Origin of the sequence: Erythrobacter sp., from assembly GCF_030066995.1 — a bacterium.
Taxonomy (GTDB): domain Bacteria; phylum Pseudomonadota; class Alphaproteobacteria; order Sphingomonadales; family Sphingomonadaceae; genus Erythrobacter.
On record NZ_JASJAP010000006.1, the window covers coordinates 155,174 to 167,968 of the forward strand.

Below are 12,795 nucleotides of genomic sequence, written 5' to 3' on the forward strand. Positions count from 1 at the left end.
GATGAAGCCATGATCAGAATCATCGGTCCAGGCGCGGGCTTTGAGGAGCTCAACGACTTCGTTGCCGATGTGGCCGAAGCTGGATGCGATGTACTCGTAGTCAACGCTCTTAGGAAGGATGAGAAAGTCGGGATCGATGATCTTCAGGACGTCCTTTTCGATCAGGTTTGTGTCGAAGAACTTGTTGATTGCTTCGCTCATATTGCGACAATCTCGCCCGAACTGCGGGATGGCTCCCGGATCATATTCCTGGTCCCTGGCGCGTTCCTTGGAGGCGTTGGATGCACCCATCTAGCTACATCCGCTGCCATGCTTGTCGGCTTGGCCCGTTCGCTCGCGCTCGAGTTTGCTGAGCGCGGCATATCGGTGAACTGTCTTGCCCCCGGCCAAGATGCGAAGCTTGATGCAATAAAGGGAGAGATCGCCTTCCTGTTGGAGGAAGAGGCGGCAGACGTCACAGGTCAGGTCATCCTGATTGATCGTGGCGAAAACCTCTCGCTAAGAAAGGCTGGTCGCCGCGTTGTCAGTTAAGGCTGGAGGCTTTGGCGTCTATGCGACCGGGCCAAGTCGCTGAAGGCCAGAGAGCTGGCAAACGACCGGCGATCCAAGGCCCTGCCTTGCAAGAGCGTTCGCTCAGCGAATTGCGCGGCGAGCAAGCACCAGTGAACAGTCACCGCATCAACGTTCGGCCCTAGAACGCGGCAGAACCGCGCGCTGCCTTACCGCGCTGCGGCGACCGGATGGACAGAGTAAGTGCGGTCGCGGCGCAGCGCCTTCACCTTGTCGTCGTCGATCTCAACGGCAAGGCCAACCCCCTCCTCAAGCTGCAATTCGAAGTTTTCATAGCGCGCGCATCTTGTGGCTATGTCCTCCGAGACGAGATTGGCACCGGACAACTCACCCCCGAACGGGAGCGTCTCCAGCGTTACGGCGAGTTGCATACTTGCCGCTGTCCCGACCGAGCACTCAAGAAATGTGCCCATGTACAGCGACACTCCCGAAGCAAGAGCGAGATCGGCAATCCGGCGACTGGCGTACAGTCCGCCGTGCTTCATCACTTTAAGCGAGACTGCGTCGGCGGCGTGGAGCTTTCCGATCTCGATCATGTCCTGCATACTCGAAACGCTTTCATCGAGCATGATCGCCGCCTGCGTAGCCCGCGTCATTCGCGCCGATCCCGCCAGGTTCCAACGCGCGAGGGGCTGCTCGATCATTGCGATGCCGGCATCGGCCAAGCGCGGCAGGGCCCATTTGCATGTGGCCTCGTCCCAGCTCTCATTGGGATCAGCGCGCACGCTCGCCTTGCCTTCCAAGGCCCGCGCGATCGCGCAGGCTCGTTCCACGTCGTCCTCGGCTGGAAGGAAGCCCATCTTGAGTTTGAAGAGGTTGAACATCCCCTTTTCTATCCAGGAGTGGGCCTCCTCAATCTCAAGATCGGCGTCTCCAGTGGCGAGTGGCCAGGAGCACGGCATCGAAGTGCGTTGCTTGCCGCCGAGCAGGTCATGCGCTGGCACGCCTGCAATCTTGCCCTGCAAATCCACCAGAGCCATCTCCACACCGGCTTTTGCGAAGGCGTTGCCAAAAAGCTTGCGATTGACGGTTTGAAAGATGCCGCGAACGTCAAAGACGTTCTTGCCGATGATATGAGGTGCAATGTGATCGTCGATCATGAGCTTGATCGATTCAACGCTTTCCCCACTCCACCAAGGCCCTGACGGCGTGCAGCATTCGCCAACCCCTGTAAGCCCCGTATCCGTTCGAACAAGGATCAGGACCACGGCGGTCGCGTCTGCCCCGATCGCGGCGAAACGCTGAACACGGCGCAGAGGAAGATCCACAATAATCGTCTCGACAGAATGGATCGCGTGACCACTCATCTCGGCATTCCCTCCGTGTAATGCGGCAGCAGATTTGGTCGCCAATCACGTGAAGGTAAAATACCAATATCCGGGATTATGGATACCATTTGAGTATAGCGAGGGTTTTGAACATACGCTCAGGGTATTAAATCGCCTGACACGAGAGGAGAAAGTCCGTGGAGATTCGCCAGTTGCGATACTTTGTTGCCGTAGCCGAGGAGCAGAATTTCGGTCTGGCAGCGCGCCGTCTCAACGTATCCCAGCCGCCCATCACTCGGCAGATACGCAAGCTGGAGGAGGAATTGGAAGTCCAGCTTCTCAGGCGGCTGAGCAAGGGGTCCGAACTCACCGAGGCAGGACGAGTGTTTCTTGACGATGCGCGTGAAATCCTGGCGGCGATCGAACGATCATCCGAGCGGGTCCGCGCTGCCCAACGCGGCGAGCTTGGTGCCATCGAAATCGCCTATTTTGGCTCGGTTTCCTACTCGCTGGTCCCCCAGATTCTAAGACTCTTTAAGGCCCGTAATCCCGAAGTCGAACTCTCGCTGCGACGCTTGTCCAAGTCAGAACAGGTTGCAGCGCTGAAGCAAGGGGACCTGCATGTGGGCTTCGGTCGGTACTACTCGCCTGAACCCGGCCTCGTGGTGGAAGAGATCGTCGCTGAAGGTATCTCGCTGTGTGTGCCTGAAAGCTACTCTGCCGACCTTTCGGGCGTGAAATGGGTGGAGGTGTTTCGCGATCTGCCACTGGTTTTGTTTCCGGCAGAAGGCCGACCGAACTTCGCTGACGAGACACTCACTCTTCTGAAGCGCGAAGGCGTTTCACCGCGCGTCGGCGCTGTGGCCGAAGATGGACGCGCGGCCCTGATGCAGGTCGCGATCGGAGAGGGGGCCTGCCTCGTTCCCGATTCCATGGTGGGCATGAATTGGTATGGCGTTCGGATTGTGCACCCTGATGCGCTGCGCGCCGATTGCCCGGTCAGCATCATTTACCGCCACGCCGACACCAGCCCACTCATGCGCCGATTTGTGACGGCTATGCGTGATTTTCGGCCCGAGGACTTTGCCGAGAGCGCCCGATTGCAGACCTGAGCCTGACCATTGCGCGAACCGAGCGCGTTTCCTGACAAACGCACACCATCGCCCCATACCTCAGCCGTATATCAGAGTCAGATAAAAGGTATTAGACGGTATCGGTGACGCTGAGATAACTTTTCGGCCAATATTTTATTAGTCGAGGAGAGATGGCATGGCGAACAACCGTTTGGACCAAGTGGTAACGACGATCAGCAACGCGGTACGCGATGCGGTTCGGGATGAGAACGTAACCTTTGAAGAATATCGCGCCGCGATCGGCTACATCATGAAAACGGCGCAAGCGGGCGAGTTGCCCCTGTTTATTGACGTGTTCATGAACGCCGCGATCGTGAGCGTCATCAACAAGAACGCGCACCCTGCGGCCTCTCCGTCCGACATGGAAGGCCCCTACTTCCTCGACAACGCGCCAGAGATCACTGACGGCAAGATCAAGACCATGGATGCCTATGCGGACGATGAGCCGCTCATTGTGCGCGGCTCGGTCAAAGACGTCGATGGCAGCCCCATGGCAAATGTGCTGATTGACGTGTGGAGCTCGACGCCAGACGGCAAGTATGGCGGTATTCACGACAATATCCCGGTCGAATACTATCGGGGTAAGATCCGCACGGATGCCGAGGGTCGTTTCGAGGTCGAAACGACCGTGCCGGTCCCGTATCAGATCCCGCACAAAGGGCCGACTGGAGCGCTGCTTGAAATGATGGGTCGCCACAGCTGGCGTCCAGCGCATGTGCATTTGAAAGTCCGCCACCCTGGCTACCGCGACCTCATCACTCAGCTCTATTTTGAAGAGGATGAGTGGGTCACGAAGGATTGCTGTGAGGGGATCGTGCCTGAGCAGTTCGTGTACCCGCGCGTGATGGAAGATGGAAAGCGCGTTCTGGAGGCGGACCTCTTTATAGAACCGCAAGCGGCGCCCGCCGCGCAGGCTGCCTGACCAACCTGATAGGACCGGCCCGCCTTCAAGCGCGGGTCGGTTTCCCCTTCTATTGCCAAACCCGGAGGCTCTGCCATGTGCCACGGCGCCGCTGTTGCTGCCTTTCCCACCCCCGCCGAGCCGACATCCTATTCGGGAGCGGTGGACGGCTTTGTCTTCGGTCCGGACGGTGGTCCGCGCGTGGCCATCCTGCCAGATATCTATGGCTGCAACGATTTCTATCGCGGCCTAGCGACCCACCTGGCGCAGCAAGGTGCGCAGGTCTTTCTGATCGACACCTTCGCCGGTCTCGGAGAGCTGCCGGAGGTCACGCGCGAGGCGGCCTTTGCCCGTCGAAACAAGGTGGCTGACACGGCTTTCGTCGATCGCTTCGAACAGTTCCTGACTGTCGAGAGCATCGAAGGGGTCATCGGATTCTGCCTCGGGGGGCTTTACGTGTTCGAGCTGGCCCGGCGAGGGGTCGATGTCAGCCTGCTTGGTCTGTACGGCTTTCCGCAAGGATTGCCGAACGAAGACCCGCTGCCCGTTCCTTTCGATTATCTTGAAGACGTCACGACCCCTTTCACTATGCTGTTGGGGGCTGGCGATGAGTCCGTGGGGCCGGAAAACATCGCCAAGCTGAAATCGATGGACGCGGCGGTCCCGGCGATGACCCTGAAGGTTTATGATGGTGTCGGTCACAATTTCTTGCCCTTTCTTGACAGCGAAGATGCGGCGAAGAATGCGATTGCCCGCGATGCGCTTTCCCATATTGAACAGGTCGCCAAGTGATCGAGGCGTTCACTTTTCTCGCCAATCCGGCGAGGGTGATATTCGGTTCGGGCACCATCTTGCAGATTGTCGAGGAGTTGGCGCTTCTTGGCGTCAAACGCCCCTTGGTTCTTTCGACGGAATTTCAGGCTAAAGCTGCGGCTGAGGCGATCGAAAAAGCGGGAGTTGAAACCGCTGGTCACTTCGCCGGAGCTGCGATGCACACGCCGGTGTCGGTAACTCAAGAGGCGCTTGCCCACTACGAGGCGGCTCAAGCCGATGGCGTAATATCCTTTGGCGGAGGGTCGACAATCGGGCTCGGCAAGGCGATTGCGCTGCGCAACAATGCGCCGCAATTGGTTATCCCGACAACGTACGCCGGTTCGGAAATGACGGCCATCGTCGGCCAGACAGAGAATGATCGCAAACACACCCAGACGACGCCCAAGGTTTTGCCGGAGACCGTGATTTACGACGTCGACCTGACACTCACCTTGCCTCGCGCAATGAGCGTGACGAGCGGGATGAATGCCATCGCGCATGCGGTTGAGGCGATGTATGCGCAGAACGCCAATCCGATCCTGAGTCTGCTGGCGGAAGAAGGGATCCGCGCCCTTTCCAGCGCTCTGGATCGCATCGCTGCCGGAGCAACCGACAACATCGACGCGCGAACCGACGCGCTTTACGGCGCGTGGCTGTGCGCCACTTGCCTGGGCCTTGGCGGGGTCGCCCTCCATCACAAGCTGTGTCACGTACTCGGCGGAAGCTTTGGTCTGCCACACGCTGAAACTCACACAATCGTTCTTCCGCACGCGCTTGCCTATAACGCGCCTTGCGTGCCGCAAGCGATGGAAAGGCTGCGGCGTGCGACAGGTGCGGACAACCCGGCATCGCACTTGTTCGACATTGCCAAGCGAGCGGATGTCGACGTCGCGCTCAAGGCGCTCGACATGCCGAAGGACTGCATCGAGCGGGCCGTCGATATCACGCTTGAAAATCCCTACTTCAATCCACGCCCGCTGGAACGCGAACCGCTGGTCGCCCTTCTTGCAAACGCTTTCGAGGGAACGAGGCCCCAGTGACGTGCGGGCCGCTTGCCTTGCCTTACGCCGCTCATCACAAAGAGTGGGCACGCTTGGGCGCCGTGATCGCTCTGCCGGATAGCGCGCGCTGCGCCGCGACGTAGGACTATGACGAGCCGCACTTTTCTTTCAGCCATAACCGCGCAGGTTACCGTTACGCGGGCGGCCAAAGTCGGGCTTGTTGTGGGGACGCTGCTGGTTGCGCTCAATCACGCCGATACAATCCTTGCCGGTCAATGGCCGGCCTGGTGGAAAATCATACTCACCTACATGGTGCCCTATTCGGTCAGCTCCTACTCGACCGCAATGTTCATAATGGAGGCCGATCGCAAAGGCTTGATCGTACCCGTGGAGGAGCCGTCATGAAGCAAAAGGTGTTTCCAGATGCGCAAACCGCGCTGGCCGACGCAGCCAGGGACGGGCAGTTGGTCGCCTGCGGCGGCTTTGGTCTTTGCGGCATGCCCGAAACGCTGATTGACGCGCTCTCGGATACGAAGGTCAGCGGCCTTACGGTGGTCTCCAACAACGCTGGCGTTGATGGAATCGGTCTCGCCAAGCTGATTGAGCACGGCCAGATCGCCAAGATGATTTCCTCCTATGTCGGCAACAACAAGACGTTCGAACGCGCCTATCTCGACGGGCTGGTCGAGTTGGAATTCAGCCCGCAGGGCACGATGTCTGAACGGCTGCGGGCAGGTGGAGCCGGAATTCCGGCCTTCTACACGCGAACAGGCGTCGGCACGCAGATCGCTGAGGGTAAGGTGCACGCAGAGTTCGACGGCAAGACCTATATTCAGGAACGTGGTATTCGCGCCGATCTTGCGCTGGTGCGCGCGCAGGTCGCGGATACCGAAGGTAATCTGATTTTCCGCAAGACCGCCCGCAACTTCAATCCAATGATGGCAACCTGCGCCGAGATGACGGTGGTTGAGGTCGAGGAGATTGTGCCTGCCGGTGAGCTCAATCCGGACGCGATCCATACGCCGGGGATCTATATCCAGCGGATCGTCAAATCGGTCGTCGAGAAACGGATCGAGTTTGTGACCAATCGGGAACCGAGTGCGGCATGAGCTGGACAAGAGACCAAATGGCTGCGCGCGCTGCCGGCGAGTTGGAAGATGGCTTCTACGTCAATCTTGGCATCGGCATTCCCACGCTTGTCGCCAACCATATTCCGGATGAGATGGAAGTGGTGCTGCAATCCGAGAACGGCATGCTGGCGATGGGGCCGTTTCCGCTGCCGGGCGACGAGGATCCTGACCTGATTAACGCGGGCAAGCAAACCGTCACCGAGCTTCCGCAGACGTCCTATTTCTCATCAGCCGACAGTTTCGCGATGATCCGTGGCGGCCACATCGACCTGGCGGTCCTTGGCGCGATGGAAGTCGCCCAGAACGGGGACCTCGCGAACTGGATGATCCCGGGCAAGATGGTGAAGGGCATGGGCGGCGCCATGGATCTTATCGTCGGGGTAAAGCGGGTCGTTGTCATCACCGATCACGTCAGCAAGGCGGGCGAGCCCAAACTGCTCGAACGATGCGCCCTGCCGCTAACCGGCCAGGCCTGCGTCGATAGGATCATCACCGATCTTGGCGTGTTCGACGTGACAGGGGAGAGCTTCAGGCTGGTGGAACTGGCACCGGGCGTGACGCTGGACGAGGTGCGCGCCAAAACCGGCGCCACGCTCGAGACGTAAGGGAGGTAGGTATGCACCAGACATTGCGTCCGACAGCCGTGGCGCCTGAACTCGATGTGGCGCTGGCCGGCGGTGGAAGATGGTCACTGGCGGATGAGGGCGAGGGATCGCTCGTCATGATCGACTTTTATCGTGGTTTGCATTGCCCGCGATGCAAGCTCCACATAATCGATGTGAAGAACAAGCTTGCGCGTTTCTCAGATCGCGGTGTCAGCGTCATCGCTGTGTCAATGGACTCTCGCGAGCGCGGAGAAGCGGCCCGCGAACAATGGGTCCTCGAGGGCATGAATGTGGGCTATGGTCTCACCGAAGACCAGGCGCGCACATGGGGGCTCTACCTGACCGACGCGATCAATGAGCGCGAACCGCGCCGCTTCAGCGAGCCGGCCATTATCATGGTGCGTCCCGGATCGCGCGAGATTTACTCGGCCATCTATGGCACGAACCCGTTCAACCGGGTGCACGCCTCCGATATATTGGAGGGTCTCGATGCAATGAATGCCCGCAATTACCCGCCGCGAGGCGGAGCGCTTTAAATCACCAACTCCTCCCGCGTGAAGAAGCGGGCTTGGCGAGCGACCATGCAAATGGCTGCTGATCGGCGCGTTCCAGCCTGTGTGACACGCCGCCGTTGGCCTGCGCCCAACGCCCGTGAAGCGTGCAGATATCGCTTTTCAGTGGCTCGTTGGCCCGCCCGACTTTCAAAAATGGTATGGATTGTACCTTCACAAAGTATTGGAAGGTATCAATGGCAGGCTCCATTCAGTGACCGATGGCGGCCCTGGGCGGCCAATAATCTAAAGGGGTGAGTGGCAGTGACAATCGAATGTGACGTCCTCGTCGTGGGCACCGGCCCGGCGGGATCGGCAACGGCTTTAAGTCTCGCTCGTCATGGTCTCAAGCCGCTGGTGATTAACAAATATGGCTGGACCTCGCGGACACCGCGCGCCCACATAACCAATCCCCGCACGATGGAAGTGCTGCATGATCTGGGCGCGAAGGACGAAGCCCTGAAGCACGCAGTGCCAAACGATCTGATGGGTGAGAACACCTACTGCACCAGCCTTGCAGGCCTTGAAATCGGCCGCATTCAGACTTGGGGCACGGCCGTCGACCAGGCGCATAACTACGCGGTCGCGAGCCCCGAGGTGAACTGGGACATCACCCAGAATTACATGGAGCCGACCCTCCTTGGCACCGCAGCGCATGAAGGCGCCCAAGTGCACTTTCACACCGAACTGCTCGATTACACCCAAGACGATAAGGGCGTGACGGCAAAGCTGCGTCACAGACTGACCGGCGAAGAATTCGATGTTCGCTGCCAGTTCCTCGTGGGGGCCGACGGAGCCAATTCACGCGTGGCCGAAGTGGCTGATCTGCCGCTTGAAGGGGTGCATGCGAAAGAGGGCTCGATGAATATCGTGTTCGACGCGGATCTGTCCCGTTTCGTCGCGCACCGCCCGAGCGTCCTCTACTGGATTATGCAAGACGGATCCGATGTCGGCGGGCTTGGCATGGGCGTGGTGCGCATGGTGAGGCCGTGGAACCGGTGGCTGGCCATTTGGGGCTACGATCTTGAAGTTGGCCGCCCCGATGTCGACGAAGAAAAGGCGGTTCAGGTCGTTCACAACCTGATCGGAGACGACAGTGTTCCGGTATCGATCGATTCCATCTCCTTCTGGACGGTGAACGACGTCTACGCGACCCAACTGAGCAAAGGCCGTGTCTTTTGCATGGGTGACGCTGTACACCGTCACCCACCAACCAAGGGTCTGGGCTCGAACACCTCGATCCAGGACGGCTTCAATCTTGGCTGGAAACTGGCGATGGTTGTCAAAGGCCAGGCCGGCCCCACCCTCTTGGAAAGCTATTCCGCCGAACGAGCGCCGGTCGCCAAACAGATTGTGAACGGCGCCAATCGCTGCATCAGCACGTTCTTCGGCATTGCCGGTGCTATCGGCCTCGACAAAGCGAAGACCCCCGACGACATGAAGGCAGCGCTCATGTCCATTGGCGACGGCACACCCGAAGGGGAAGCCAAGCGGGCAGCGGTCAGCGCTGCGGTGTTCAACACACGCGATGTGTATGACAATCCGGGCATCGAGTTGCAGCATCGCTATGTGTCCGATGCGGTGCTTGCCAACCCGGACGAAGATCCCGGTTACGCGGGCGACCCGGAAGTGTTTGTCGAGCAGACGACCTACCCCGGTGCCCGATTGCCGCATGCATGGGTTACGGTTGAAGGCGTGCGCACATCCCTTCTCTATCTGTGCGGCGGAACCCAGTTCACAATCCTCACCGGTATTGCAGGCGAAGGCTGGGCGAAAGCCGCGCAAACCGTCGGGGAAGAGCTCGGCATCGATATCCGGGTCGTTGTGATCGGCCCCATGCGCGAGGTGCAAGACATTTACGGCGAGTGGTCTCGCGTTCGCGAAATCGAGGAAAGCGGCGCTCTGCTTGTCCGACCCGATCATCATATTGCGTGGCGTGCGCATCGCTGGGAGAGTTCGAGCCCGGACGACTTCGCGGCCGCGATGAAAAAGGTTCTGGGCCGGAGCTGACCTAAATCCGCAGAGCCGGCCGCTCCATTCGCGGTGGCAGTTCCGCCGCCAATATTGGGCACTTCGAGTGCACGCAGCGCCCAGATCGCGGCGCTGCTGCTCATCGACGGGGGACCACAAGGAAGAGCGCTCGAAGCAGCGCAACAGGGAGAATGTTATGACCGGCACTTTCAAGGCAAGCCTTCTTGCAGGCAGTGGGCTGTTCCTCGCGATGGGGCCGCTGATGGCGACCCAAGCATCGGCACAGGACAGCGCGAACGATATGTCGGCCTCTGCTCCACAGACCGAGGCCGAGCCTGAACCCGACAGCAACATCGTCGTCACCGCCACTCGGCGCGCGGAAAGCATTCAGGACGTTCCCGTTTCGGTTTCCTCGATCGACGCCCAGCTCATTCAGGAAACGGGCTCGATCGATATCGCCGACATCTCGCTTTACGTGCCCAACTTCGAGTTTTCCGACGCGAGCATTCTGCCCAACCTTTACGTTCGCGGCATCGGTTCGGGCACCACGCACTCGGTTGAGCAATCGGTCGGGCGCTTTGTCGACGAGGTCTTCATCGGCCGCGCCGCCATCAACCTTCATCCGCTGTTCGATGTAGGCAATGTCGAGGTTTTGCGCGGCCCTCAAGGCACGCTGTTCGGAAAGAACACGATCGCCGGTGCCGTGATCATCAACACGCAAGACCCTACCCGCACATTTGAAGGCGGCGCTGACCTGTTCTGGAGCGATTACAGCACCGTCGGCGGCACTTTTGGAGGCGAGGCGTTCCTTTCTGGACCGCTGTCCGACACGCTCGCCGGACGGGTCGCGGTTACCTATCGCGATCGCGATGGCTACATTGAAAACCGCCTGGAAGGTCCGGATGGAGGCACGCGCGAAGACTTCGCGATCCGCGGCAAGCTTCGGTGGGATGTCGGCGACCTGACGACAGTCGATCTCAAGGGCGAGTTCTACACCTTCGATGAAGAGGGGCAGACCCCATCGGAGGTCACCAGTTCGGTTTTCCCGGGCGGTCCGCAAGCGGGCCAGCCTGTGCCGGAAAGTTTCTACCAGCGCTTCTCACCCGATTTCAGCTACGATCGGGACTGGAAGAGCGACTACGATTGCACAGCGGAGCTTCAAGGAGAAACGTTCTGCCCTAACAGGGACCAGGACACCTATAACGTCACGCTGGAGATCAATCACGATTTCGAAGGGCTTGGCACGCTCACATCCGTCACGGCCTTTCAGACCGTGGAGTTTTTCCACCAGTTCGTGGCGGTTGAAGGCGGTGTCGCTGGTGGCGGCCTGCGCGCCACGCGCGATGAGGAATATGAAGGCTTCACGCAGGAATTGCGCCTGACATCCGAGGAATTCGAAACCTTCGACTTCATCGCGGGGGCCTATTTCGAAAGCAGCGAGGTTGTCCGCCTGCAATACGACGACACGGATGTCGCCACGTTCTTTGGTGGGGGCCCAGTGGAATCGCTTATCGAGGATTGGGCGCAGGACACCACCACGTTTGCGCTCTTTGGCCAGTTGCGCTGGCGCTTCAGTGAAGAGTGGTCGGCGATTTTTGGTGGACGCTGGTCGTATGAAGAAAAGGACTTCACGTTCTTCCGCCGTGTGGGCGAGTACGGAGCCGATCCGGCGGCCGAGCGCGCAACCGCAGGGCAGGAGCCCGGTGATTTCACGCCCGAACTAAGCCGGAGTGAGGATCGCTTCACACCGTCTTTCACGCTGCGTTGGGAGCCCGATCCCGATTTCATGGTGTTCGCGTCGGTTTCCCAGGGCCACAAGACCGGTGGCTTTTCGGACCGGCCCGAAGTCGACCTGAATGGCAATCTAGAGATCAGCGAATTCAACGACGAACTCAACACCGCGTTCGAAATCGGCGCAAAAGGCACGTTCTTCGACGGTCGACTTCAGACCAATCTCGCCGCCTTCTATATGATGGTGGAAGACTTGCAAGTGGCTCGCGCCATTCCCGGCCAATTCTCGACGCAGTTTCAAGTGCAGAACGCGGCCGAAGCGACCAGTTGGGGCGTCGAGTTCGACACCAGCCTGGAAGTGACCGACACCGTCACGATTGGCGGCAATATCGCCTACACCAACGCAACTTATGACGATTTCCCGGGCGCATCGGAAGATTGCCCGAGCATTGGCGGTACGCTTGAAACCGATCCGGACACAGGCATCACCTCGTGCAACTACGCCGATCTCCCGCTTATCTTCGCGCCGGAATGGAAGGGCGTTGCCTTCGTCGCGTTCGACCAGCCTGACATTATTGGCGGCTGGGACCTTTCGGCGCGCGGTGATGTCAGTTTCTCAAGCGAGTATTTCGTGGAACTCGAATATGTCGATGAGCTGCGTCAGGACGATTACGCGACGCTCAACGCCAACCTGACCGTAACCGACCCAAGCGAAACTTTCTCCGTCTCGCTCATCGGTCGAAACCTGACGGAAGAACACGTGCTTGCGTGGGGCCTGCTGGCCGGGCCAGGCACCTTCATTACGCCGAACGAGCCGCGTGAGATCATGGTTCGGATCGGGGTGCGTTTCTAAGGGCAAAGGCATGAGCGCCGGCCAGGGATGGGTGCTGTCAGACTAACGCCAACTCGTCTGCGTTAGACAAAGAGCGCCCTCCCCCTGGCCCGGTCCATGCCGTGCGCGATTGGCTAGGCCGGATCGGTGACAAGACGCTCTAGATCGAGCCGGGATCACCGTGGGAGAATGGCTACAATAAAGGCTTCGACAGTAAGCTCAGGGACGAACGGCTAGTCACCAGTCCCACTGCCGATCTTGCCTCGCCGCGCTGGGAGACCATAACCGC

12 protein-coding genes and 1 pseudogene are annotated in these 12,795 nt (G+C 59.5%); 12 read left to right on the forward strand and 1 reads right to left on the reverse strand.

Annotation, left to right across the window (positions count from 1 at the left end; translation table 11 throughout):
• Positions 1–9 precede the first annotated feature (9 nt).
• Positions 10–531 (forward strand): SDR family oxidoreductase, encoded by a 522-nt coding sequence (locus QNI87_RS14390; protein WP_300597776.1) that lies wholly within the window; start codon positions 10–12, stop codon positions 529–531.
• A gap of 188 nt (positions 532–719) precedes the next feature.
• Here QNI87_RS14390 and QNI87_RS14395 read toward each other — a convergent pair whose 3' ends face one another.
• Positions 720–1,877, reverse strand: coding sequence for a muconate/chloromuconate family cycloisomerase (locus tag QNI87_RS14395; protein WP_300597778.1), 1,158 nt, complete (start codon positions 1,875–1,877; stop codon positions 720–722).
• A gap of 158 nt (positions 1,878–2,035) precedes the next feature.
• On the opposite strand from QNI87_RS14395, the gene QNI87_RS14400 reads away from it, so the two are divergent.
• From QNI87_RS14400 to QNI87_RS14450, 11 genes and pseudogenes are all read left to right on the forward strand, one after another.
• Positions 2,036–2,950 carry a LysR substrate-binding domain-containing protein gene (locus QNI87_RS14400; RefSeq protein WP_300597780.1) on the forward strand — a complete coding sequence of 305 codons (915 nt, stop codon included), beginning with the start codon at positions 2,036–2,038 and terminating at the stop codon, positions 2,948–2,950.
• Positions 2,951–3,107: 157 nt separating this feature from the next.
• The gene (locus QNI87_RS14405; RefSeq protein ID WP_300597782.1) at positions 3,108–3,893 is read left to right on the forward strand and encodes a dioxygenase; all 786 of its coding nucleotides are present in this window, start codon (positions 3,108–3,110) and stop codon (positions 3,891–3,893) included.
• 75 nt (positions 3,894–3,968) lie between these two features.
• The gene (locus QNI87_RS14410) at positions 3,969–4,664 is read left to right on the forward strand and encodes a dienelactone hydrolase family protein (RefSeq protein ID WP_300597784.1); all 696 of its coding nucleotides are present in this window, start codon (positions 3,969–3,971) and stop codon (positions 4,662–4,664) included.
• Complete coding sequence (locus QNI87_RS14415) at positions 4,661–5,725, forward strand: maleylacetate reductase (RefSeq protein ID WP_366146193.1); 1,065 nt, start codon at positions 4,661–4,663, stop codon at positions 5,723–5,725. The genes QNI87_RS14410 and QNI87_RS14415 overlap by 4 nt, the downstream gene beginning before the upstream one ends.
• A 108-nt stretch (positions 5,726–5,833) precedes the next feature.
• Positions 5,834–6,091: a nitrate/nitrite transporter NrtS gene (gene nrtS / locus QNI87_RS14420; protein WP_300597786.1), complete on the forward strand. Its 258-nt coding sequence runs from the start codon at positions 5,834–5,836 to the stop codon at positions 6,089–6,091.
• Positions 6,088–6,795 (forward strand): CoA transferase subunit A, encoded by a 708-nt coding sequence (locus QNI87_RS14425; RefSeq protein WP_300597788.1) that lies wholly within the window; start codon positions 6,088–6,090, stop codon positions 6,793–6,795. Before nrtS ends, QNI87_RS14425 begins: the two co-directional genes overlap by 4 nt.
• Positions 6,792–7,421 (forward strand): CoA transferase subunit B, encoded by a 630-nt coding sequence (locus tag QNI87_RS14430; RefSeq protein WP_300597790.1) that lies wholly within the window; start codon positions 6,792–6,794, stop codon positions 7,419–7,421. Before QNI87_RS14425 ends, QNI87_RS14430 begins: the two co-directional genes overlap by 4 nt.
• Positions 7,422–7,432: 11 nt before the next feature.
• Complete coding sequence (locus QNI87_RS14435) at positions 7,433–7,957, forward strand: redoxin domain-containing protein (RefSeq protein ID WP_300597792.1); 525 nt, start codon at positions 7,433–7,435, stop codon at positions 7,955–7,957.
• 279 nt (positions 7,958–8,236) lie between these two features.
• Entirely contained in the window at positions 8,237–9,982 is a 1,746-nt protein-coding gene (locus QNI87_RS14440) for an FAD-dependent monooxygenase (protein WP_300597794.1), read from the forward strand.
• Between the two features lie 157 nt (positions 9,983–10,139).
• Complete coding sequence (locus QNI87_RS14445; RefSeq protein ID WP_300597796.1) at positions 10,140–12,527, forward strand: TonB-dependent receptor; 2,388 nt, start codon at positions 10,140–10,142, stop codon at positions 12,525–12,527.
• Between the two features lie 98 nt (positions 12,528–12,625).
• Positions 12,626–12,742: pseudogene (locus tag QNI87_RS14450) on the forward strand (IS3 family transposase); the annotation flags it as partial.
• Positions 12,743–12,795 lie beyond the last annotated feature (53 nt).